We start from the raw sequence: 24,178 nt of genomic DNA, 5'->3' as shown, positions 1-24,178 counted from the left end.
GCTCTGCATGATGAAGTAACTTCATGGCTCACCACTTTCATACACAGTTTTATTGCATGTTGAGCCATATCCCTCCTCTTTAAACAGCAACCCGTCCCATCCATTTCTCTCTTTCCATTATTTCATATTCTTAGAAGCTCTTCATTTTAGGCTTAATATCCATTTTTTCTTATTTAGACTTAAATCTATGTCGAAATTTATCGTCCGGCATATTATGTACTATCCTAACAACAGGAGGTGGCAATAATATGGGGAACTACGGTGGAAATTACGGTGGAAGTTCTTTCGTATTGATCGTTGTGCTGTTCATTTTGTTAATCATTGTAGGTGCTGCATTCCTTTTCTAGCACATTGACGATTTATATTCGTCTCCCAAACATTGCATCCCTTAGTTCGGACAGACGCCATAAGAAGTTTTATGGCGTTTTTACTTTTTAAAAAAATCTATCTAAGATAAACATTTTTTATTTTCACTCTGGTAAGCGGGAGAGTTTTCTCCCCTGCCTGCGCCAATATTGCCGCTATGAAGAATAAGGCGAACAATTCAATTCAGAATAAAGACTTGTTCATGAACAAAACCCCTAAATAGTTGTTAAAAAACTAAGGCATTTTTAATTCATCAGGATTACAGAGGCTGTGAACTTAAAAAGGATATTACTCACCTTTATAAAATTGTCATCGTTAGATTTAGTCACTGAATCTTTTTTGTAAGGGTCCGCCCACAAAATGCGGTGTTCTCACATTAAATCATTTTCACATAAAAAACCGGATTCCTCTTCTGAAAGGTTCCGGCTTTTCTTTTTGTTCGGTATTTGTCAGTTAATATGCGGGAAATAGCTGGTGACGTGCACACACTCGCTATTATAATATTTCAATAGAGCCTTCTGTTCCATGAACGCGGATTCGCTGCCCATCTTTTATCAATTGGGTTGCATTTTCAACTCCAACAACTGCAGGTAAGCCGTATTCACGCGCGATAACCGCTCCATGGGTCATCAGTCCGCCAACTTCAGTGACCAGGCCTTTTATGGACACAAACAATGGTGTCCAGCTGGGATCAGTATAGGGGGTAACTAATATATCCCCATCTTCCAAATCGGCATCTTCCATGTTTAAAATAACCCGTGCCCGGCCCTCTATGACTCCCGAGGAAACGGGCAGCCCGGCAATCGCTCCGGCCGGGAGATTTTCTCGTTTGTACTCGCCTGTAACGATTTCACCGTCAGACGTGATAACACGCGGCGGAGATAGTTTTTCATATACTTTGTACTCGCCTTTTCGTGTGCTGATGATTTGGTAATCCAATTTATTTGTGCGTACGACTTCCTGAAGTTCTTCAAAAGTGAGATAGTATATGTCTTCTTTTTCATGAATAACCCCCGCTTTTGCGAGTTGTTCGGCTTCTTTCAGTAAAGCCTGCTTATAAACGAAGTAGCGGCTGATCATGCCGTATTTTGGATATTCTCTGAATCCGCTGAAGTTCCGGATGATTTGGATCATTCGTTTAGTTTCTCTGGCTTTTTGTTCACCGTCCGGTAATTGCTTCAATCGGTCTAATAACTCTTGTTCTTTCTTCAACGCCTCCTGCCGCCCCTGCTCAAATTTCCGCTGGCTGGCATTTGGCTCAAAGTTTTTGAGATTATTAAGAATCATAGGGACAAGTGCAATTGGTTTTTCGCTCCATCGAGTTCTTGTGATATCAATTTCTCCGGCACATCGCATTCCGTACTTGTTGAGATAAGCATAGATAGCGTCATGGGTTTCCCGCCCGCCTTCAAACTTCACCAGCCCATCCAAAAAGTGATCATCTTTTACATTCTCTAAATAGGCAATTACTTCTGGATAAGGACGGATCACATCGGCGACGTCCAATAGCGCAAGCCCCATTTCTGAAGTAATATTATGGGGTACAGATTGAGAAAGCGTATCTGCTGCGTTTTTTTCACCTAACCACTCGTTCATTTTTTCGTTAATCCATGATGAAGCATCCATTGCAGTTCGAATCAGCACCGAACTTTTTGGATTAAATAAAATATTCTTTAATTCCTGGATATCTTCCAAAATAAAACGAAATAAATCAGATCCTGATTTCGTCTGGATGTTTTGATTTAACTCTTCTATCGATGCCTGACTGCTCTTAATCAAATCAGAAACAATTGCAGGATCGTTTTCAGCTTGATCCGGCATATCTGCATTGCCTTTGCCGGGAATCGGCGCCGTTTTATCATGTATCGGCTTAATGAAATCATGCCGCTCTATTATGGTCATAAGTGCGTCTTTTAAGAGCGGATCGTGCTGCCCCATACCTTTTAAGAAAACTTCTCTGACATTAGGGGATGCCAGTTGATGTGTGACATCGACAAATAGCCTTCCGCCGGCTTTACGCATGGGTGCAGCAGTCGTCAACAGAAAAAAAGACAATCCAAGGGGTTTTATGGGATCCGTCATCATTTGCTGATGACCGACAGAGATATAGACGTGATTTTCTTGATCGTGCGCTTCAGGAACGGGGTATAACGTTGTGATCGGACGACTTTGGACAATATAAAAAGTATCGCGGTCCAAACACCATTCGATATCTTGCGGCTGGCCGAAATGAGCTTCGATCTGTCTCCCGATACGTGCCAGCTGTAAAATTTGTTCATCAGTCAGTGTTTGAATCTTTTGCTGATCAAGAGCGATCTCCTGTGTTTCCGTTCCGCCTTCTTTTCGTCCATAGATAGCCAATTTTTTAGTTTCTATTCTCTTATCGACGATTTGCCCGTCCTGTACTTTATAACAATCGGCAGAGACTAAGCCGGAGACAAGTGCTTCACCAAGTCCAAAACCGGCATCAATGGATAGCAGCTTTCGGTTTCCGGTCATCGGATCAGCGGTAAATAAAATCCCCGAAGCCTGAGGGAACACCATCCTTTGGATGATAACGGATAAATAAACTTGGCTGTGATCAAATCCATTTTGCATACGGTAAATGACCGCGCGATCCGTAAATAGGGACGCCCAACATTTACTGATATGCTGCAAGATCGCATCGAGGCCGGTAATATTTAAATAGGTGTCTTGTTGACCGGCAAAAGAGGCATGCGGTAAATCCTCAGCTGTCGCACTGGAACGTACGGCATAGGCATGTTCTTCGCCGAACCGGGAGAGATGGCAAGCGACTGCTTTGACTACATCTGAAGGAATTTCTGCTTCCATAATGGTTTGCCGGATTTTTTTGCTGACTTCACTAATTTGATTGCGATTCTCCGCTTTCAGCATGGTCAGTTGATCCAACAGCGCTTGTAACGTTTCGTTTTGTTCAATGGCTTTTTGATATCCTGCGGTTGTGACACAAAATCCTTCCGGTACTTGTATTCCTTGAATTTTTGATAATTCCCCTAAATGTAACCCTTTTCCTCCAATGAGCAAAGGCTGTGTTTTTTCAATTTCGTGAATGCCGAGAACCAAAGAACTCATTCTATATCTCCCCTTCAAAAAAATTTGACAAGAGCTTTTCAGCATGATATAATCATAATATAAGATGGATAACTATGACCTTTCACACAAAAAGCGTGCGTGTTCTGATTATATCACCGTGTCTGTTTTTGTGCAATATAAAAAGAACCTGGCCAATTTGGCGAGGTTCTTTCTTCATTTTCTAAGGAACTCCTGAAGTTGAGTCCCTTCACGCAATGTGAGGGGATTATTTGTGTGTATACTTCTCAATTCATCGTCATATGAGTTTAGACTGATGCAGTCACAACTTACAAGAATGCTTATCAGTTTCCTTCAATAGCTAACACATTTGAAGTTACATTAGCGCTGCCGTTGCTTTGATATCCCTCAACTGACCTCCTGAAAATTAGGTTTGTCGAAAGCTCTTTAAAGCTGTATTGAGATCTTTTGTGTGAGCGTAAATGTTCTTATACAACTCGAATAATGTTTTATATTTTTGAACATTTTGTTCTTTTGGATAAAATTCAGCTGCTTCATGAATGAACTGCTCTGCACATTCTTCAAGAGAGTCAAACCACCCGCTTCCGAAGGCGGCTAACATCGCAGCCCCCATGGCCGGACCTTGTTCATTTTCTAACTTAACCACCCTCGTATTGAAAATATCAGCCTGCATTTGAAGCCACGTTTCATTTTTAGCTCCCCCGCCAATAGAGACAACCGTATCAACTGATTTTCCCGCTTCGCGGAATAGCTCAATTGATTCATATAAAGAGAATGTGATGCCTTCCATTATCGCCCTCAAAAAGTGCTCTCTTTTATGGGCTCCGTCCATTCCGATCAAGCTTCCCCGAATAGATGAATCAGCATGCGGAGTTCTTTCACCGACCAAGTAAGGAGTGTACAGCAGTCCATTTGCTCCTATCGGAACAGATTCCACGCCCTGCAATAATTGTTCAAACGATTCGTTCGGCGCAAACGTTCTTTTAAACCAGTCCAAACTGTACCCTGCAGCGAGCGTAACTCCCATCGTATAAAAAGAATCCTTCTTTCCATGATTAAAAAAGTGCACTTTCCCTTTAAAGTCCCTTTCTTTGTCTTCTTCACAGGAAAGTATGACTCCTGACGTCCCGATACTGCATAATGTTTTTCCCGAAGAAAGAATACCGGCTCCGACAGCACCGCAAGCATTATCTGCTCCCCCAGCGTATACTTTTGTTTTTTCGAGCAGCCCTGTCTTCGCCGCAACGCTCGGAAGCAGCGATCCTACACAGTCATGGGATTCAACCAGCGGAGGACAAATTTCTGCTGAAATACCAAATTGATTGCAAATCTCATCGCTCCACTCTTTGCGGGTCATATGTAAAAGTAACGTTCCTGCCGCATCGGAGTATTCGGTGTGAACGGCGCCGGTCATGCGGAATCTCACATAGTCTTTCGGAAGCAGAAAAACAGCGGTTTTGTTAAAAAATTCAGGCTCATGTTCCTTTACCCATAACATTTTAGGTAATGTAAACCCTTCAAGGACACGATTTTTTGTGATATCAAGCAGATGATCGCCAAATGTCTCGGTTATCCTGCTGCATTGAGGCGCCGTTCTGGTATCATTCCAAAGAATCGCATGACGCAGCACCTGCCGATCTTGGTCAAGCAGGACTAACCCATGCATTTGTCCTGAATAGCTTATTCCGTCAATATCCTTAGCTTGAACGTTGGATTTAGAAACCAACTCAGCCAATGCATGAATCGTTTGCTGCACCCAGTCTTCAGGATTTTGCTCACTATATCCCGCCTTCTCTTGGATGAGCGGATAACTTTTGGACGCTTCTGCACAAACCTTGCCGTTTTGATTGACTAAAATGGTTTTAACGGCACTCGTTCCAAGGTCTATTCCAATGACATACTTCATTTTTTCACTCCTTCCTCTCTAAATAGATCCCCATTGAAATGACCCGCCATAACAGTAACTTCATGACGGGCAATTGGGAACTTGGCTGCCTGCATCTTTTTACAGCGGGATCTGGAGCTTCTTTTTTCATTTGGTTATACCTGTAAAATGTATTGGTTTAATATCGCTTTTAGCCGTTCCTGTCTCCCTGATTCGTTTTTAATTGGCTGATTGTTCAGCGCATATTGCTCAAGTGTCTTAAAATCAGCTCTTCCTTCTGCAATTTCAAGACCAATCCCTTCAGTAAAGCTGCGGTAACGGTGTTGAATCACATCTTCAAACACACGATCTTCGATTAACTTGTGTACGACTTTCAATCCTCTTGCAAATGTATCCATCCCTGCAACATGGGCATATAGTAAATCATCAGGCTCAAAAGAAGATCTCCTGACCTTTGCGTCAAAGTTTAATCCTCCGCTTCCAAGACCGCCATTTTGCAGGATTTCGTACATTGCTAATGTCGCAGAATATAAATCTGTCGGAAATTCATCTGTGTCCCAGCCTAAAAGCGGATCACCCTGATTCGCGTCAACAGAGCCGAGAAGGCCATGCACTCTCGCCATGCGTAATTCATGTTCGAATGTATGCCCGGCTAATGTGGCATGATTGGCTTCGAGATTTAATTTAAAATGATTGTCTAAGCCGTATTGCTTTAAAAAGGCAATGGTTGTTGCTGCGTCCGTATCATATTGATGGGTGGTCGGCTCTTTTGGTTTTGGTTCAATCAAAAACTGCCCTGTATACCCGATTTCCTTCGCATAATCCACTGCCATATGCATAAATCTGGCCATATTATCAAGCTCAAATTTTAAATCTGTATTTAACAAAGTTTCGTACCCTTCACGTCCGCCCCAAAATACATAGTTCTCAGCGCCAAGCTCTTTTGCTGTTTCTAATCCTTTTTTTACTTGGGCTGCGGCATACGCAAATACATCTGCATTACAAGAAGTCGCGGCACCATGGACGAAACGGGGATTCGTGAACATATTTGCAGTATTCCATAATAGCTTAACGCCGCTTGTTCTCATGTAGTCTTTTATCATGTCCACGATTATATCCAGATTTTGATTCGTCTCTTTTAACGTACTTCCTTCCGGTGCGATATCCCGGTCATGAAAAGCAAAAAATGGCGCATCCAGTTTTTCAAACATCTCAAACGCTGCATCTACCCTCGCTCTCGCCAGATCCATGCCTTTATAGTGATCCCACGGTCTCTGCATCGTAGCTGCGCCAAACATGTCTGTGCCGTCAGCGGTAAATGTATGCCAATAGGCAATAGAAAATCGCAAATGCTCTTTCATTGTCTTTCCGCCGATTACTTCTTGAGGATTATAATATTTAAATGCCAAAGGATTAGTGGAATCTTTCCCTTCGTAAATCACTTTGTTTACGCTTTCAAAATAGCCGACTGAACCAGAATGAGACTGAGCCACGTGTGATTTCCCCCTTAAAAATAAATTCTAAACATGATCATTCAAATACAGATGCTTTTATGTCATGTTATATATTAGTTTGTTGCCTAAACAAACTAACTTATTTTCATCTTATATAACCTCATCAGTATTTTCAATATTTTTTTTAGTTTTTTACGAACACATTAGATATAATAAAGGTTGGATTCGCTATGTACTGCGTTTCGCACGATAACACAGAACGTTCAACTTAATTTAAAGATTATACAAATGGAGTGGATGAAGTGGATATCGCTGATCAAGCCTTTGTCAAAAAAGTTAACCAAAAGTTATTACTAAACGAAATACTTAAGAATTCTCCTATTTCAAGAGCAAAATTATCTGAAATGACCGGATTAAATAAATCAACTGTTTCGTCACAGGTAAACACATTAATGAAAGAAAACCTCGTATTTGAAATAGGTCAGGGACAATCAAGCGGCGGCAGAAGACCAGTCATGCTTGTTTTTAATAAAAAAGCAGGATACTCCGTAGGAATAGATGTTGGCGTGGATTATATTAATGGCATTTTAACAGATCTTGAAGGGACGATCGTCCTTGACCAACACCACCATTTGGAATGCAATTCTCCAGAAATCACTAAAGATATTTTAATTGAGATGATTCATCACTTTATTGCAAATATGCCGCAATCTCCGTACGGGCTTATTGGTATAGGCATATGCGTTCCCGGGTTAATTGATAAAAATCAAAAAATTGTTTTCGCTCCGAACTCCAACTGGAGAGATATTGACTTAAAATCTTTCATCCAAAAGAAGTTCAATGTGCCCGTTTTTATTGAAAATGAAGCAAATGCCGGCGCATATGGAGAAAAAGTATTTGGTGCTGCCATAAATCACGATAACATGATTTATGCAAGTATCGGTACAGGGATAGGAATCGGCGTTATTATAAACAATGATTTATACAGAGGGGTTGGCGGATTCTCTGGAGAAATGGGACATATGACAATAGACTTTAATGGTCCGAAATGCAGTTGCGGAAACCGAGGCTGCTGGGAATTGTATGCTTCAGAAAAGGCTTTAATAAAATCTCTTCAAACTAAGGAGAAAAAAGTGTCCACTCAAGATATCATAGACCTCGCCCATCTGAAAGATATTGGAACTTTACATGCATTACAGAATTTTGGTTTCTATTTAGGAATAGGCCTGACCAATATTTTGAATACATTCAATCCGCAAGCCATCATTTTAAGAAACAGCATCATTGAATCGCATCCTATGGTTTTACATTCAATTAAAAGCGAAGTGTCGTCCAGGGTTTATTCCCACCTAGACAATAGCTATGAACTATTACCATCTTTCTTAGGAAAAAATGCACCCGCTTTAGGAATGTCCTCTATTGTTATTGATCATTTTCTCGACATGGTTCATAACTGAAATGTATAAACTTCTATGTTTTACGCTCATCTTTAAAGATGGGTTTTTTGTTTTGTTATTTTCATCCTGAATGGGAGCATATCTGACGTGTTTTTCCACACAGGCACATTCTAATATGAAAAAGGAGTTCCAAAATAGAAAGCTCCTTTTTCATGCGGACATTCATTTTTCTTTATAACGGAAATATCTGAAGTCGGCCGGAATATGATGACCGCTCGTATCTTGGCATTGCATCCCTACAAAAGCTCCTGTAAAGAATCCCCCGCCGCGGATGTAATCATCTGATAATTTTTTCGATTCCAATGCAATGTCGATTTTGTGCCAATCTTCTTTGTTAAATGAATAGAAATAATAATATTTTTCGTTTTCAATATTCACTTTTAAATAGATATACTTGACTTCACGGGGAATCACAATTTTATTTTTTAACGGTTGTGAAAAAGAAAAGTTATCACATATCGTTAATTCAATAATACGGCCAAGTTCTTCATCATGCGTGACTTGAAGAGCCGTCCAGTTCTCTGTATTGTAATAGTTCACCAAACCAGCGGCTTGCTGAAAATTTTCCGGATAAAACGCAACAGCCGTTTCCGCTTCAAAATGGAGACTTTGCCAGCGTCTGGCTACAAATGCCTGAGTAAATGTCGAAGTTAAGGATTCATGGCCGTATAATCGTAAATGATTTGGCGCTTGAGTTAATGAACCTAATTTCTCCGTAAAAGGGATTCTTAACGTTTGAAAATTAATATTTAATGCTGCATCCTCAAATTCATCAACTTCCGGATACGTGTCTTCAAATATGGTTTCAGGTATAGAAGGCGCATCCACCTCCAAGCTCCCTTCTTTTCCGCCTTCTACATAAGGCCAGCCATCTTTCCAATAGAGCTTTTGAATAGCTGTTTCTCTGCCCAAAGGACAATATCCTCTCTGCTGAAAAATTGAATCATCGTCCGGATGAATGGGACGTCCCGTTAAATGAGCTAAATACCACTCATCTGTATGTGTGTAAACAATAGATGCATGCCCGCATTTTTGCAATGGGTTTTCCGGCGCATGCCATGACGTTAAGATTGGGTTATCGGGATGAACTTCATATGGACCCTCGATATTTGCAGAACGGGCAATTGTAGCAGCATGTTCGAACCGCGTTCCTCCTTCTGCGGTTAATAAATAATAATAGTTCCCGATATGATAAAGATGCGGCGCTTCCGTCAGCTTTCTTTCAGTTCCTTTAAATATCACTTTCGGTTTACCGATCAGTTTTTGCTCCTTATCAGAATATTCCTGCATGACAATGCCTCCAAAGGAGTGCCGATCAATACGCTGATCCCATAACATATTTAATAAATATTTTTTCCCATCCGTATCGTGGAACAAAGAAGCATCAAACCCCGAGCTGTTTAATGTGATCGGCTCCCCCCAATCACCATCAATCGTGTCACAAGTCACTAAATAATTGTGGCAATCTTTCCAGGCGCCATCTACGACCTTAACATCCGTATAGATCAGCCAAAACTTTCCGTCACTGTAACTTAAACATGGTGCCCAGACCCCGCCTGAATTAGGATTTCCTTTCATGTCTAATTGCGAAACTCTCTGTAATGGATGTGCAACTAAGTGCCAATTGACTAAATCTTTTGAGTGGTGTATCTGGACTCCCGGAAACCACTCAAATGTAGATACAGCGATATAATAATCCTCTCCCACCCTGCAAATACTCGGATCGGGGTTGAATCCTTTAAGTACTGGATTGATAATCTTCATTTTGAACTCCTCCTCAGCAGTTTATTTTGACTCATCATTTTTTAAGCTTTAAAGTCATCGATATGATCTAAATAAACTTTGTCTCTATTCTCTAATTCTCGCACCATGTTTTTATATTTTTTCTCATCTAAGTTATAGAAATTAATATCAATCATGGCCAGAACCAGTAAGAACACGGGAATAATGGTTGCTGTAATTAAAATTCCCGTCAATGCCTCCGGCGTTTGCACCTGATTTGCCACATATCCAAACTGATCTAGAACCAAACCCGGTACAACCCCTCCCAAGGCCATGCCGAATTTAAAGAAAAATCCGATAATAGCGTATATGAGACCGCCCATTCTTTTCCCGGTCTTATACTCTCCATATTCGATTGTTTCAGGAATAAGCGCCCACATATATCCCCCGGCAGTGAGACTTCCTGCAGCGGCCAGCAATCGAAAGGAAAGTATCAGGAATACATTACTTGGCGGAACAAACAGTAAAGCTAAGAGGCCGATCATATTCAGTAATAATGCATAGTTTAGTAATTTCTTCTTCCCTAATAATTGATGAAGCTTTGGAATAAACGGTAAAATGACCAAAGCAGGCAAACTTCCCAACAAACCGTACCACTTCACTAAATCCGCTCTTTCTAAATTATACGTTACGTAATAGATGCCAACCGAATTACTGATTGAATTCACTCCAAAAATAATAATAAAGAAAATACTTAATACAACTAGAGGCCGATTAACACGAAATTGCTCAAATATATCCGATAATTTAATTTTTTCTTCAGATTTTTGAAGCGTGACACGCTCTTTTGTGCTTTTAAAACAAAAGATTAAAAGGCACCCGCCTATAACTCCCATAATACCCATGGTTAGCTGCCAGCCAAGAGATTCGCTGCCGAAAGTATCGCTTAAATAAGCAGCCAGTAAGGGAACAAAAAATGCAACGACAAGTCCCCCAAGATTCGCAAATAACATACGGACAGACGTTATACTAACAACTTCTTGATTATTTCGGGTCATTGCAGATGTTAACGCGCCATATGGCACGTTTATCATTGTGTATGTAAGCGACAAGCCGACATAGGTGATATAGGCATATATTAATTTCCCCATATCCGAAAAATCCGGGGTTGTAAAACAGAGTATTGCCAATATGACAAATGGAAAAGCACCGAATAAAAGATACGGTCTGAAGCGTCCAAACCTGCTATTTGTTCTGTCTACTATCGTTCCGATAAAAGGATCAGCGAGAGCGTCGATGATTCTAACCACTAAAAACATCGTACCGGCTGTTGCTGCCGGTAAACCAAATATATCTGTATAGAAGAACAAAAGATAAGTAGACACTGTTGCATAAATTAAATTACATGCAAAATCTCCAGACGCATATCCAACTTTTTCAACCATGCTGATCTTCTTTACATTTTCACTGAGCATGATTTCCTCCCCTTTTCGATCCTTTACATAAGGAACATGATGAATGGTATAACATTTCTTCAATTTTATCGGCCAGTGAAGGCTTTATAAAAGCGCTTTCAAAAAAATGATAGCGGTTTACTTTCACAGAGCATTTTCATCATAGTGAACAGAATAAAAGCTTGGCTTTCGTTTTATATATACCTCCAATTAAATTGAGCCTCTTATCCCCCTTCCATTTAAGACCTTTACATGAAGGACAATTAAAGTGGTTTATTAGTTTGTTGATCGAACAAACTAACTTGATTTCATATTATAAAATCTTTTCTGCTTTTTCAACTCTTTTTTCAGAAAATTTAAAACCGATCAAAGGACATACCATGTTGTAATTGCCGGCTCCTTCGACAGACGTTAAGTAAAAACCCCATGTGTCACCTGACTGATTTATTAAATGATAAGCACTTCCATCATTTTTTGTTTAGTAAAACTTATTAAGAAACATGCACTTGAAAAAATGCGAATCATATATAAGTGATATCCCGTTTAATTGGTTGAGGAGGATATTATGAAACCTATGCTGCCTTTTGAAAAATATTTTGGTGATTTAGAACTGGTTTATGCATTTTATGGAGCTATGCCTACCGGTGTTACTGTCTCAGAAACCGGTCGTATATTCATTTGTTTTCCGAAATGGGGAGACGATGTTAAATTTACGGTTGCGGAAATAATTGGGGATAAATTGCAGCCTTATCCTGATTTACAAACCAATTTGGTTAACCTTGAGAATATCAAAATGACTTTCATCAGTGTCCAAAGTGTAGTTGCTGATGGAAGAGGAACGATTTGGATACTAGATACAGCGGCACCCAATTTTTCTGAACCAATTAAAGGCGGGGCAAAATTAGTCGCTGTTGATTTAAAAACCAATACAATCAGAAGAGTGTATACCTTTACAGAAGATGTTGTCCTTCCAACAACTTACCTGAATGATGTCCGATTTGATTTTCGTGTCGGAACTGCAGGTTATGCCTATATAACGGATTCTTCTTCCAAAGGACCAGGAGCTATTATCGTCGTTAATTTAGAAACCGGAAACGCATTTAGACGGTTAAATGGAGCAAATCCAACTTCACCGGATTCCTCTTTTGTACCGAAAGTAGAAGGCAAAATTTTGATGAATCGTAACAAGGATGGTTCAACTTCCCCATTTAGGCTGGCATCCGACGGTATTGCGATCTCTCCCGACGGAAAGGTATTATTTTTTTGTCCCCTGACCAGCCGCCATTTGTTCTCTATCTCAACAGAAGCCCTGAGAGATAGAAATATATCGGACATGGATTTACTTTATCATGTGGCGTATTGGGGAGAAAAAGGCGCGTCTGATGGAATGATTACAGATGCAAAAGGAGCCGTTTATGCCGGAGATTACGAGAACAATAGTATTCGAAAGATGCTGCCGAATGGCACAATGGAAACCATCGCACATGATCCGAGAATTTTATGGCCGGATACTTTTTCGATTGGTCCGGATGGATACTTATACGTCATCGTGAACCAATTACATCGGCAGGCTAGATTTCATTATGGAGAAGACTTACGACAGAAACCTTATAGTTTACTTCGTATCAAAATTGATGAATTTCCTGCTCCTTCCTATTGAAAATAAAAATGGCCGGTTCATTTTAGAGCATAATTGGCTTCATGTAGCCTTCATCCTAAACCGAATAAGGGATTACAATAAATACGTGTCCTCAATTATGGAGTTAGATTCATAACTTCAATTTTTTTTGGTCATATTTTGGTCAAGGACCAAAATATCGACCTCTTAATCTTATGACAAAATCAAAAAATCCCCTGACACCAATAGTGCCAAGGGATTGAGAGATTAATACTGAGACATGTATTGTTCGCGCTCCCAAGGGTGAACTTGCGTGCGGAACATATCCCATTCGATTTCTTTTGCTTCGATGAAGTGTTCGAACAGGTGCTCGCCGAGCGCTGCAACCATGACTTCGTTTGATTTGAATTCGTCGAGAGCTTCCGCCAGTGTCGCCGGAAGATCTACGATGCCGTTTTCCATGCGCTCTTCTTTGCTCATGACGTAGATGTTGCGGTCAATCGGAGCCGGTGCTTCAAGTTTGTTTTTGATTCCGTCAAGGCCTGCTGCAAGCAATACGCTTAACGCCAAGTACGGGTTTGCCGCCGGGTCTACGCTGCGGACTTCAACACGCGTGCTGATGCCGCGGGAAGCCGGGATACGGATCAGCGGGCTTCTGTTTTGCGCGCTCCATGCCACGTAGCAAGGTGCTTCATAGCCCGGAACAAGGCGTTTGTAAGAGTTCACTGTCGGGTTTGTGACAGCCGTAAAGCTTGTCGCGTGTTTTACGATACCGGCAATGAAATGTTTTGCTGTTTCACTCAGCTGAAGATCAGCGTCTTTATCAAAGAATGCGTTAACGTTATCTTTAAAGAGTGATAGGTTGCAGTGCATACCGGAACCGTTTACGCCGAACAGCGGTTTTGGCATGAATGTCGCATGCAGACCGTGTTTGCGGGCGATCGTTTTGACAACCAGTTTGAAAGTTTGGATGTCGTCACAAGAACGGATGGCACCGGCATATTTAAAATCGATTTCGTGCTGACCCGGAGCAACTTCATGGTGAGATGCTTCGATTTCAAAGCCCATTTCTTCAAGCTCAAGCACGATATCGCGGCGGCAGTTTTCTCCCAAGTCAGTCGGAGCCAGGTCGAAGTATCCGCCTTTATCGTTCAATTCAAGCGTCGGTTCGCCTTTTTCATCTAATTTAAACAGGAAGAATTCAGGCTCAGGTCCAAGATTGAAATCGCTGAAACCGAGTTCTTTCATTTCTTTCAGAATCCGTTTGAGGTTGTTACGCGGGTCACCTTCGAACGGCGTGCCGTCCGGATTGTAAATGTCACAGATGAAGCGTGCTACTTTACCTTTTTCAGCCGTCCACGGGAAGATTACAAAAGTGTTCAGATCAGGATATAAGTACATATCAGACTCTTCGATACGGACGAAACCTTCGATGGAAGAACCGTCGAACATGCATTTATTATCAAGTGCTTTTTCAAGCTGGCTCACAGGAATTTCCACGTTTTTAATCGTTCCGAGAATGTCTGTGAATTGAAGGCGGATATACTTTACGTTTTCCTCATTTACTAATTTTACGATGTCTTCTCTTGTGTACTTTGCCATTTCGTAAAACTCCTCCTCTAAAAGGTAAATGTATATAGCAAAACAGTTGCTAACGGATTAATGAAAGAATCGGGACATGTCACCTTGGCGGAAAGTATTTCCCCGCTGGAAACGGCCTGCCTGCATCAGTTCGTTTTTCAGAAGCTTTCTGAGTTCGTCATCAGACAGATTGTGCTTCATCGGTTTGGCGGTTTTTTCGGATTTTTCTTCCGGTTCGGCAGATGCCTTATCCAGAATTTGTTTGATCCCCGCCATATTGACGCCTTGTTCAATCAGATTTTTGATTTCTAACAGTTTATCTACATCATGGAATGAAAATAATCGTCTATTTCCTTCGCTTCTCGCTGGAAATATCAATCCATTTTCCTCATAATATCGAATTTGCCGGGCAGAAAGTTCTGTTAACTGCATGACAATTCCAATTGGAAATAAAGGCATTGAGCGGCGAATGTTATCACTCATCTCAATTTCCTCCTTTTCTTATCTTAGTCTCATTATAGGTGATGTTATATTTTGTGTCAATACAATGTAAGGAATCTTAACATCAAATTCTTTGAAAATTGCAACCGGCCTAAATCAGCTCTTTTTCCATTAAAGCATTTACGGCGCTGCAAATCGCATTTTTCACGTGCGCGTAGGTTAATCCTCCTTGGACATACGCGACATAAGGCGGTCTGATAGGTCCATCTGCTGATAATTCAATGCTTGCTCCCTGTACGAAAGTGCCCGCTGCCATAATGACATCGTCTTCATATCCCGGCATATAGCTCGGATAAGGCGTCACATGCGCATTAATCGGTGAAGCATATTGTATCGCCTGGCAAAAAGCGATCATCTTATCAGGGTCCTGAAACTCAACTGATTGAATCAGATCCGTTCTCGGCGCATTCCATGCAGGGTTTGACGTAAAGCCGAGCTTTTCAAGAAAACGGGCGGTAAATACCGCTCCCTTCAAGCTTTGCGCCACTACATGCGGAGCGAGAAAGAAACCTTGATACATTTCCTGCAGTGAATAAAGCGAAGCCCCGGCTTCACTTCCGATTCCCGGGGAGGTCATCCGGTAAGAGCAGGCCTCAATCCACTTGGCTTTCCCTACAAGATAGCCGCCCGTTTTAGCAAGGCCGCCGCCCGGGTTTTTAATCAGGGAGCCGGCCATAAGATCCGCTCCGACGTGGCAGGGTTCCCGCTCTTCTGCAAATTCTCCGTAGCAATTGTCCACAAAAACAATGACATCTTCTTTGATTTCCTTTACGAAACGAATCATCTCTTCAATTTCATTTATTCTGAAAGACGGACGATTCGCGTATCCTTTTGAACGCTGGATGCCGATCACTTTTGTATTCGGTTGGATTGCAGCCCGGACTGCTTCAAAGTCCACTCTGCCTTCTGATGTTAAATCGACTGCATTGTATCCGATTTGAAATTCCTTAAGCGAGCCTGAATACTCCCCGCCTCTTACTCCGACGATTTCCTCGAGTGTATCGTAAGGCTTGCCTGTGATATAAAGCAATTCGTCCCCGGGTCTCAGCACACCGAAGAGCGCGATTGAAATCGCATGCGTACCCGAAATGATTTGCGGCCGCACAAGTCCCGCCTCTCCTCCGAACACATCAGCATAGATCTTCTCCAGTGTATCTCGTCCGACGTCATCATAACCGTATCCGGTTGAAGGCGTAAAATGCGTATCGCTTACTTTATGTTTTCTGTAGCTTTGCAGGACTCTCCATTCATTCCGTTCACTGATTTCTTCTATTCTTTTATGAACGGCGGAGATTTCCGCTTCTGTTTCTTCGGCGGTTTTTTGTAAAAGAGCGCCGTGGGTCAGTGTGTCAAACATGTTGTGTATACCTTCCTTACATGAATTTCTTCAATTCTCCGAGTATGCTTTGTTCTTCCTGTACATAACCTGAGACTTCGTAGCGTTCATTTTCTTCATTAAAATAAAGGCTGTCGATCATGGTCTCTGATTTGATGCGTGACATCAATTTGCCTTCAGCGGCAGGCACATGAACTTCATACGGCATCATCAGCTCTCGGCGCAAATAAGCTTCGATTTCCGCTTTTAGTTTTGCTTCATCCCCGGCGATTCTGGCGCTGATCATGATGTGGCCTTCTCCCGCTGTCGGGATGAAGTCAGGAAGTGTCTCGTCACGTTTGTTATAAGCGGTCAGCACCGGAATATCATCTGCCTCAAGCTCTTTTAACAGACCGAGGACAGTCTGTTCATGCCCGGCATAATCTTCATTGGATGAATCAATGACATGAATGATCAAGTCTGCTTCCTTCACTTCCTCAAGCGTTGAACGGAAAGCGGCAATCAGCGTCGTCGGCAGATCCTGAATGAAACCGACCGTATCAGACAAAAGGACGCTGTAGCCGCTTGGGAGCGCCATCTTTCTCGTCATCGGATCAAGTGTTGCAAACAGCAGATCTTCTTCATAGCTGTCTGAGCTTGTTAATTGATTGAACCACGTTGATTTTCCTGCATTGGTATAACCGACGAGTGCAGCCTGAAGCACGCCGTTCTTTTTGCGTCTCTCCCGATAACGGCTTCTGTGGCGGATAACCGTTGACAGCTGCACGTTAATTTCGTGTATGCGGTTTCTAATGTGGCGCCGGTCTGTTTCAAGCTTTGTCTCACCGGGCCCTCTCGTCCCGATTCCGCCGCCTTGTCTTGAGAGATTGATTCCTTGTCCGCTCAGACGCGGCAGCGCGTATTGAAGCTGGGCCAATTCGATCTGAAGCTTTCCTTCTCTCGTCTTCGCCCTTTTTGCGAATATATCCAAAATAAGCTGCGTGCGATCGATGATCTTCGCTTCAATTGCAGTGGCGAGTGATTTAAGCTGGCTCGGTGACAGTTCATCATTAAAAATAACCAGATCCGCTTCAAGCTCTTCACACAGCGCCTTCAGCTCGTCTACTTTCCCCTTGCCTATGTATGTAGCGGCATCCGCTCTGTTCCGTTTTTGCGTAATCCGGGTCAGCACCGTTCCGTCAGCCGTTTTTGTCAATGAAGCAAGCTCTTCCATGGAATGTTCAAAGTGCTCATCTGTCATGTGCGGAAGCTGGCAGCCGACCAAAATGACCGTTTCTATTTTTCCTTCCTGTTCGTTCAAATGGATGTTCCTTTCTGTGTCGTATTGGGCAGTAGTACTATCATACCAAACCCGCAGGGCGTATACCACACATCCGGCGGGTTTTAAAGAGAGAAATAAAAAAGAGACCCCTCAAACCGGCTGAGAGGTCTATTCGTGAGCTGCCGCCTCATCTTTTATAAGTAAATCCTGGCTCTTGATCGTCATTAAATCGTTTTTTAAGTATTGGTCTCCCATTAAAAGTCTCATGGCCTGAGCGCGGATTGATTTTTCAATCACGTTTCTGACAAAGCGCCCGTTGCTGAATTTAATGGGGCTTGTCGTGCTTTTCACTGTCATTAAGTAATCTTTTAACTTCCACTCGGCTTCCTGGCTTAATTGATACTCCCGCTCTGCTATCATGCGCTTTGCGATGTCCATCAGCTGAGTGACAGAGTAATCCGGAAAATCGATGCTGATAGGGAAGCGCGATTGCAGACCGGGATTTAATGACAGGAAATGTGTCATTTCTCTCGAGTACCCTGCCAGGATCAGAATAAATTCATGCTGTTTGTCTTCCATATGTTTGACAAGCGTATCAATCGCCTCTTTACCGAAATCCTTTTCTCCGCCTCTTGCAAGTGAGTATGCTTCATCAATGAATAAAATGCCCCCAAGCGATTTTTTAATCAGATCTCTCGTTTTTTGCGCCGTGTGTCCGATGTATTCACCGACGAGATCGGCACGTTCCGCTTCGATCAGATGTCCTTTGGAAAGAACGTTCATCTCGAAGAAAAGCTTGCCGATCAGTCTCGCGACGGTGGTTTTCCCGGTGCCGGGGTTCCCTTTGAACATCATATGAAGAGCTTGTTTTCCGACTTTCAGCCCTTGTTCGGCCCGTTTTTGGTTGACGAATATCCACGCGTAAATTTCTTTAATGTTGCGTTTCATTTCTTCCATACCCACTAATGTGTTCATTTCTTTTTCAATTTCTTTCAGAATGCTGTGCTTGGCTTCATTTTTTTGCAGGGCGGCCTGATATTCCGCCTCAGCTTCTGCATTTGTCAGCACTTGCTTTTGGCCATTAAGAATGATGTTAATTTGTCCGTTATTTTTATAGGTTACAGCGCGCTCCAACATGCTCACCTCTCTGTTCTCTCTTTATCTTACTCATGATGAAGCGGTTCTGTGACATCCGCCTATCATCATGAGGCCCGTTTTCCTCTTTATCTGTCACTTTTTCCGTTCTCTTCGGGAATGATGTTGAATCCTGCGCTTTCCCGAGAAATATTTTTCATTTCTTATTGTATTCAGCAAAAACGGGAGGACAAACCATTTATTTTTATTTTCCGGGAAATGTTGGGTGTATTTCTCATTTTTTTCATGAATGACAGCCGTACAAGCACCTTTTGAATATCATCATATGCTGTAATGAGGTGATGGAGAATGGTTAAAATTTTTATAGACCCCGGTCATGGCGGAACTGATTCAGGTGCAACCGGAAACGGACTTCAGGAAAAAGCGGTCACGCTGGAGATCGCGCTGGCTTTGCGCACGATTCTGACGAATGAGTATGAAGGAGTTTCTGTCACGATGAGCAGGACAAGCGATAAGACGGTCAGCCTGACGGAAAGAACGGATGCCGCCAACAGCTGGGGCGCAGATTATTTTTTATCCATTCATATTAACTCAGGAGGCGGAACCGGATTCGAAAGCTATATTTACCCCGGTGTCGGAGCGCCGACCTCGACTTACCAATCAGCCGTCCACACGCAAGTAATTCAAGCATCGGGTTTTAATGACCGCGGAAAAAAAACAGCCAACTTCCATGTGCTGCGGGAGACAAGTATGCCGGCGATTTTGACGGAGAATGGTTTTGTTGATACGTCAGCTGATGCAAACAAACTGAAAACAGCCAGTTTTATTGAAAGCCTTGCAAGAGGACATGCCAAGGGCTTGGAGCAAGCTTTCGGTCTAAAAAAAAAGGCTGACTTATATAAAGTGCAAATCGGCGCATTCAAAGTGAAAGCAAATGCTGATGCGCTTGCCGCCGATGCGGTGTCTAAAGGTTTTGACGCGATTGTGCTTCCAAAAGGCGGCTTATTCAAAGTGCAGATCGGCGCATTCTCTTCCAGAGATTATGCTGAAGCGTTGGCAGCGCGGGCCGAAAAAGCCGGATTTGATGCCTTCATTGTGCAAGACTAAATGAAAAAACCCCTGCTCTCCCTTTTTTGGGACGAACGGGGGTTTTTTGTTATTGAAGTATATCGGCGACAAACTGAGACCAAGCTTCAAGACGCTGATACACATTTTCCTCTTTCAGTTCGCTCAGTTTCATCCAGCACCCGGCGATTTGATCTTTTTCTTTCACTTCGACTTGTGCTGCAGACGCTAACTGGAGCGCAGAAAGGATGCCGATATGCACCTTCCCTACATCGTTTTCATCATCATTGATCAGGCCGAGTGTGACAATGTTTTGTTTGTCCTCCTCGCGAATGTACAGTTCTTCCGCCAGCTCCCGGTCGGTGTTCTGTTTCAGCACTTCCGAAAATGAAGCCGCCCCTTCCATAGGGTTCATGTGTCCGCCGAAGCCGAGAGAAAGCTTATTATGGAGGCGCGATTCCCCTCCGCCCGCGAGCCGCTCATACACAAATACCTCATCATCACGGCGGATGACGACATACGGAATCGGCTGTTTAAATCGCGGGTCCTCTTCCGCGTCGCCTCTTCTGATTTCAAAAAAATGCGCCTCAATCTGAGCCATAATTTTTATGATACGTTCATCCTGGCTGTTGACTCCCTGAAATGTCAGCATTTCGTTTTGAAAGACGTCACTCCGCGGTGCAGCCAAGATGATTTCATCCATTTTATTCATGCCCGTTCCTCCTGTCTTACCTCTCCACTCAAGCCAAAAGAGCAGATATTATATCTGCTCTTCATCTTGGCCAAAATAAAAATCTTCGTCCTTAATCGGTTCTACCGTCGCCTTTTTGTAGCCGTTCCCTTTCATGGAGAAGAAATCATGTGATTTTGTTTTGGTGTTTAATCCGTTTAATACGATCGGATTAATATCCTCTTCTTCAAAGTAAGGATCGAACCCTAAGTTCATCAAAGCTTTATTGGCGTTATAGCGGATGAATTTCTTTACGTCATGAGACAGCCCGACTTGGTCGTAGAGATCCTCTGTATATTCAAGCTCATTGTGATAAAGCTCTTCTAAAAGCTCAACCGCAAATTCGCGAAGTTCCGCTTTTTTCGCTTCTGTTTGTTTATTGTATATTTCCTGTGCCAGCAGTCCGACATATACACCGTGGATCGCTTCATCACGAAGAATCAGGTTGATGATCTCGCCGCTTTGCATCAGTTTTCCCTGTCCGTAGAAATATAACGGATAATAGAAACCGCTGTAGAAAAGGAAGCTTTCTAAGTAAACCGATGCGACCATCGCTTTAAACAGTGAAATTTCATCATCTTTTTGAATGGCTTTGTAAAGCCCGACAATCATTTGCGCTTTTTTCTGCAAATATTTATTTTGTTTAACCCATTCAAATACTTCGTTGATCGTTTCAGTCGGAGCAAGCGTCATAAAAATATTTGAATATGATTTTGCGTGCACCGCGTTTTCCATCATCGCCATGAAATTAAGAACCGCTTTTCGCTGATGGCCCTCGACGTGCTCGGCCACAATCGGCATGCCCGTGTTCCCCTGCTCTGTATCAAGCAGTGTCAGGCCGGCGAGCACCTTCATGTACGTATCCTGCTCATTTTTACCCAAATACTTCCAAGTAAGAAGATCGCCGTTTAATGCGATCTCTTCCGGAAGCCAAAACTGCTTTACGTTTTGGTTGTAAAACATTTGGGTGAAATCATCTTCATGCTTTGACCAGTTTGCTGCGTCATAAATTTTTGTCACTGTTAACTCTCCTTTAATCAAACGACACAAGAAAGACAGCTGTCCTGCCCGGTATCTTTCGTTCTTGCATAGTAAATGGTTTTGATGCCTCTATGGTGGGCATACAGATCAATACGGTTCAGATCACGAGTTGTCATCGTATCTTTCAAAAACAGGGTAAAGCTGATTCCCTGATCGATATGCTGCTGGATTGTCGCGATCATATCCACCACTTTGAACATGTCCATATCATAAGCTTCTTTGTAGAAGAACCAGTTATTAGACGCTAACCCCGGCATCGGGTAATACGTTTTTGAATTTCCGTATGTTCTTTCTTCGATCCGTTCCATGATCGGCATAACGGACGCCGTGCTGGATTGGACATAGGAAATGGAGCCTGTCGGCGCGATGCACAGTCTGTAGCTGTGGTACATGCCGTTTTCAGCGACAAACGCCTTCAGCTCTTTCCAGTCTTCGATTGTCGGGATGTGCATGCCTTCAAAGAGCGCAGCGATTTTTTCGTATGCCGGTGAGAACTCTTTTTCGATGTATTTATTGAAATATTCTCCCGTTGCATAAGTGGAGCCTTCATAATGCTCAAACGTTTCGCCTTTTTCTTTCGCAAGCTCAGCAGAACGCTGGATGGAATAAAAGTTCACCATCATAAAGAACGTATTCGCGAAATCTCTTGCTTCCGGGCTTTCATAAGCGATGCCGTTTTGGGCCAGGTAGCCGTGAAGGTTCATGGCGCCTAAACCGATCGACTTCATCGCTTTGTTCGCGCGTCTGACTGCCGGCGCGTTGCGGATATCCGTCGTCTCAGATACATGAGTCAGGGAATCCGTCGCGAGTTTCACCGTGCGCTCAATCGATTTATGTTTCATGACATTCAAAATATTTAATGAACCAAGGTTGCAGGAAATGTCCAGGCCGATTTCGTCTTCCTCGTCATAATCTGTGTAAGCCGAAACCTGTGACGCCTGAAGCACTTCAGAGCAAAGGTTCGAGAATTTCACTTTTGATACGTGGTTATTCGCATGCTCTTTGTTTACGTTATCCTGGAACATAATGTACGGATAACCTGACTCAGAACGGAGAACGGCAAGCTTTTCAAGCAATTTGCGCGCATTCACTTTTTCTTTTTTGACACGCGGGTTGTCGACAAGCTCCTCATACATCGCCGTCATGTCCATCTCATCCATATGCTGGCCGTATTCTTTATAAATCGTGTGCGGATAGAATACATAAGCCGCTTTGTCCTCACGTGCAAGCTCAACGAACTTATCCGGAATGACGACACCGATAGAAAGCGTTTTGACACGCACATCTTCATCCGCAGAAATCTTTTTCGTATCAAGAAAGTCATTGATATCGCGGTGGAAAATGTTTAAGTACGCCGCGCCAGAGCCTTGTCTTTGCCCCATTTGGTCAGCATAACGGAACGCATTATCAAGAAGCTTCATGACGCCTACAACACCTTTTGTGGCGTTTTCAACATCTTTAATCGCTTCACCTTTCGCGCGAAGCTTGGACAGATTAAGAGAAACCCCGCCGCCCAGTTTAGACAGCTGCATGGAAATATCGATCGCTCTTGAAATGTCGTTTAAGGAATCATTGACTTCGAGCAAGAAACAGCTCACAAGTTCTCCGCGGCGTTTTCTGCCGGCATTCAAAAATGTCGGTGTGCTCGGCTGATATTCCTGATTGATCATCAGATTCACATATTCTTTTGCTTTCTCAGTGTCGCCGTTTGCGAAGAACAGCGCAACAATTGAGATCCGGTCCTCATAACGCTCGAGGATTTTTTTCTTGTCATTCGTTTTCAAAGCATAGTCATTATAGAATTTAAACGCACTCATGAAGGAAGGAAAACGAAACTTCTTAGCGTAAGCTGTCTTAAACACTTCTTTAATGTCTTCAAAAGAATAAAGGCTTAAGAATTCCTCTTCGTAGTATTGGTTTTCAATCAAATAATCCAGCTTCTCTTTTAAATCGTGAAAGAAAACTGTGTTTTGATTGATATAGTCTACAAAATAGCTATGTACAGCCTCTTTATCTTTATCAAACTGGAATTTTCCATCTTGTTGGATCATGATTTCGTTATTTAACTGGATCCATTTTGGCACTTGATTTTGTGACAACTCTTTCTACCTCCTGAGTAAACAATTCAACGTCTTTAGATGTGCCGCTGAGTTCAAATTTGTGCAAGATCGGCACCTGATATTGTCTAGAGATGGTATCGGCGCTTTTTGCAAAGTTATCGCCCCATACTTTGTTGCCGCTCGCAGCGACTCCTAATAAGAGATGGGCGTATTTTTCGAGAAATGATTGTGTTGATGCCGGTACCTGACCGAAGTTTGTCGTGTAGGTGACCAAAACAAACGGAGTGTCCACGTGGTCCGTTTCGTCCACCTTGCGGATCAGCTGAAAGTCTGTTTTATTCACAAAACGCTGAACATTCCCTGTCTTTGAATCAAATATGATTTGAACCATCCTTATCACGACCTATCAAAAATAATGAATCTCTTAACACTATATATAGTATACTAACCTCTCAGAAAAACACAACATATTGAGATCGA

Annotated in this window: 18 protein-coding genes; 4 read left to right on the top strand and 14 right to left on the bottom strand. The window is 42.5% G+C overall.

Annotated features, from left to right (window positions below):
- Positions 1-248: 248 nt before the first annotated feature.
- Positions 249-347 (top strand): YjcZ family sporulation protein, encoded by a 99-nt coding sequence (locus ACWJJX_RS04400; protein ID WP_003154037.1) that lies wholly within the window; start codon positions 249-251, stop codon positions 345-347.
- 514 nt (positions 348-861) lie between these two features.
- Here the strand turns inward: ACWJJX_RS04400 and ppsA are convergent.
- The 3 genes from ppsA to xylA form a co-directional block, all read right to left on the bottom strand.
- Positions 862-3,459, bottom strand: a complete 2,598-nt coding sequence (ppsA, locus tag ACWJJX_RS04395) for a phosphoenolpyruvate synthase (RefSeq protein ID WP_454022761.1) — start codon at positions 3,457-3,459, stop codon at positions 862-864.
- 385 nt (positions 3,460-3,844) lie between these two features.
- Positions 3,845-5,344 (bottom strand): xylulokinase, encoded by a 1,500-nt coding sequence (gene xylB / locus ACWJJX_RS04390; protein ID WP_454022760.1) that lies wholly within the window; start codon positions 5,342-5,344, stop codon positions 3,845-3,847.
- A 134-nt stretch (positions 5,345-5,478) separates the two neighbouring features.
- Positions 5,479-6,816, bottom strand: coding sequence for a xylose isomerase (xylA, locus tag ACWJJX_RS04385; protein WP_454022759.1), 1,338 nt, complete (start codon positions 6,814-6,816; stop codon positions 5,479-5,481).
- Positions 6,817-7,079: 263 nt separating this feature from the next.
- Here xylA and xylR point away from each other — a divergent pair, with 263 nt between their 5' ends.
- Positions 7,080-8,234, top strand: a complete 1,155-nt coding sequence (gene xylR / locus ACWJJX_RS04380; RefSeq protein WP_070081867.1) for a transcriptional repressor XylR — start codon at positions 7,080-7,082, stop codon at positions 8,232-8,234.
- Between the two features lie 162 nt (positions 8,235-8,396).
- Here the strand turns inward: xylR and xynB are convergent, their stop codons facing one another.
- Both xynB and ACWJJX_RS04370 read right to left on the bottom strand, forming a co-directional pair.
- On the bottom strand, positions 8,397-9,998 hold the full coding sequence (gene xynB / locus ACWJJX_RS04375) for a xylan 1,4-beta-xylosidase (protein ID WP_070081866.1): 1,602 nt from the start codon (positions 9,996-9,998) through the stop codon (positions 8,397-8,399).
- Positions 9,999-10,039: 41 nt separating this feature from the next.
- Positions 10,040-11,431 carry an MFS transporter gene (locus ACWJJX_RS04370; protein ID WP_070081865.1) on the bottom strand — a complete coding sequence of 464 codons (1,392 nt, stop codon included), beginning with the start codon at positions 11,429-11,431 and terminating at the stop codon, positions 10,040-10,042.
- 544 nt (positions 11,432-11,975) lie between these two features.
- On the opposite strand from ACWJJX_RS04370, the gene ACWJJX_RS04365 reads away from it, so the two are divergent.
- Positions 11,976-13,070 carry an L-dopachrome tautomerase-related protein gene (locus tag ACWJJX_RS04365; RefSeq protein WP_146283498.1) on the top strand — a complete coding sequence of 365 codons (1,095 nt, stop codon included), beginning with the start codon at positions 11,976-11,978 and terminating at the stop codon, positions 13,068-13,070.
- 225 nt (positions 13,071-13,295) lie between these two features.
- On the opposite strand, the gene glnA is transcribed toward ACWJJX_RS04365, so the two are convergent.
- The 5 genes from glnA to spoVK form a co-directional block, all read right to left on the bottom strand.
- Entirely contained in the window at positions 13,296-14,630 is a 1,335-nt protein-coding gene (gene glnA, locus ACWJJX_RS04360) for a type I glutamate--ammonia ligase (protein WP_003154048.1), read from the bottom strand.
- A gap of 57 nt (positions 14,631-14,687) precedes the next feature.
- Positions 14,688-15,092, bottom strand: a complete 405-nt coding sequence (locus tag ACWJJX_RS04355) for a MerR family transcriptional regulator (protein ID WP_007410366.1) — start codon at positions 15,090-15,092, stop codon at positions 14,688-14,690.
- 109 nt (positions 15,093-15,201) lie between these two features.
- Positions 15,202-16,467, bottom strand: a complete 1,266-nt coding sequence (locus ACWJJX_RS04350; protein WP_454022758.1) for a methionine gamma-lyase family protein — start codon at positions 16,465-16,467, stop codon at positions 15,202-15,204.
- Positions 16,468-16,483: 16 nt separating this feature from the next.
- Positions 16,484-17,746 carry a GTPase HflX gene (gene hflX, locus ACWJJX_RS04345; RefSeq protein WP_095318235.1) on the bottom strand — a complete coding sequence of 421 codons (1,263 nt, stop codon included), beginning with the start codon at positions 17,744-17,746 and terminating at the stop codon, positions 16,484-16,486.
- Positions 17,747-17,875: 129 nt separating this feature from the next.
- Positions 17,876-18,844, bottom strand: a complete 969-nt coding sequence (spoVK, locus tag ACWJJX_RS04340) for a stage V sporulation protein K (protein ID WP_015417523.1) — start codon at positions 18,842-18,844, stop codon at positions 17,876-17,878.
- A 306-nt stretch (positions 18,845-19,150) separates the two neighbouring features.
- Here spoVK and ACWJJX_RS04335 point away from each other — a divergent pair, with 306 nt between their 5' ends.
- On the top strand, positions 19,151-19,909 hold the full coding sequence (locus tag ACWJJX_RS04335) for an N-acetylmuramoyl-L-alanine amidase (RefSeq protein WP_015388201.1): 759 nt from the start codon (positions 19,151-19,153) through the stop codon (positions 19,907-19,909).
- A 49-nt stretch (positions 19,910-19,958) separates the two neighbouring features.
- Here the strand turns inward: ACWJJX_RS04335 and ACWJJX_RS04330 are convergent, their stop codons facing one another.
- From ACWJJX_RS04330 to nrdI, 4 genes are read right to left on the bottom strand one after another with little or no spacing between them, the layout of a single operon-like run.
- Positions 19,959-20,579, bottom strand: a complete 621-nt coding sequence (locus ACWJJX_RS04330) for a hypothetical protein (protein ID WP_172614705.1) — start codon at positions 20,577-20,579, stop codon at positions 19,959-19,961.
- 48 nt (positions 20,580-20,627) lie between these two features.
- Complete coding sequence (gene nrdF / locus ACWJJX_RS04325; protein ID WP_024085331.1) at positions 20,628-21,617, bottom strand: class 1b ribonucleoside-diphosphate reductase subunit beta; 990 nt, start codon at positions 21,615-21,617, stop codon at positions 20,628-20,630.
- A gap of 17 nt (positions 21,618-21,634) precedes the next feature.
- Positions 21,635-23,737, bottom strand: a complete 2,103-nt coding sequence (nrdE, locus tag ACWJJX_RS04320; protein WP_003154060.1) for a class 1b ribonucleoside-diphosphate reductase subunit alpha — start codon at positions 23,735-23,737, stop codon at positions 21,635-21,637.
- A complete protein-coding gene (nrdI, locus tag ACWJJX_RS04315) occupies positions 23,697-24,089 on the bottom strand; it encodes a class Ib ribonucleoside-diphosphate reductase assembly flavoprotein NrdI (RefSeq protein WP_003154061.1) in 393 nt (130 codons plus the stop codon). Before nrdI ends, nrdE begins: the two co-directional genes overlap by 41 nt.
- Positions 24,090-24,178: the final 89 nt, after the last annotated feature.

Source organism: Bacillus sp. YH3-2-B2 (assembly GCF_053663335.1).
This window is presented reverse-complemented; position numbering and strand designations above follow the sequence as displayed.

Bases quoted from the DNA above. Each gene is read 5' to 3' on its own strand.
- ACWJJX_RS04400 (WP_003154037.1), top strand. From the start codon at position 249: ATGGGGAACTACGGTGGAAATTACGGTGGAAGTTCTTTCGTATTGATC.
- ppsA (WP_454022761.1), bottom strand. From the start codon at position 3,459: ATGAGTTCTTTGGTTCTCGGCATTCACGAAATTGAAAAAACACAGCCT.
- xylB (WP_454022760.1), bottom strand. From the start codon at position 5,344: ATGAAGTATGTCATTGGAATAGACCTTGGAACGAGTGCCGTTAAAACC.
- xynB (WP_070081866.1), bottom strand. From the start codon at position 9,998: ATGAAGATTATCAATCCAGTACTTAAAGGATTCAACCCCGATCCGAGT.
- ACWJJX_RS04370 (WP_070081865.1), bottom strand. From the start codon at position 11,431: ATGCTCAGTGAAAATGTAAAGAAGATCAGCATGGTTGAAAAAGTTGGA.
- ACWJJX_RS04365 (WP_146283498.1), top strand. From the start codon at position 11,976: ATGAAACCTATGCTGCCTTTTGAAAAATATTTTGGTGATTTAGAACTG.
- glnA (WP_003154048.1), bottom strand. From the start codon at position 14,630: ATGGCAAAGTACACAAGAGAAGACATCGTAAAATTAGTAAATGAGGAA.
- ACWJJX_RS04355 (WP_007410366.1), bottom strand. From the start codon at position 15,092: ATGAGTGATAACATTCGCCGCTCAATGCCTTTATTTCCAATTGGAATT.
- ACWJJX_RS04350 (WP_454022758.1), bottom strand. From the start codon at position 16,467: ATGTTTGACACACTGACCCACGGCGCTCTTTTACAAAAAACCGCCGAA.
- spoVK (WP_015417523.1), bottom strand. From the start codon at position 18,844: ATGTTGGAGCGCGCTGTAACCTATAAAAATAACGGACAAATTAACATC.
- ACWJJX_RS04335 (WP_015388201.1), top strand. From the start codon at position 19,151: ATGGTTAAAATTTTTATAGACCCCGGTCATGGCGGAACTGATTCAGGT.
- ACWJJX_RS04330 (WP_172614705.1), bottom strand. From the start codon at position 20,579: ATGAATAAAATGGATGAAATCATCTTGGCTGCACCGCGGAGTGACGTC.
- nrdI (WP_003154061.1), bottom strand. From the start codon at position 24,089: ATGGTTCAAATCATATTTGATTCAAAGACAGGGAATGTTCAGCGTTTT.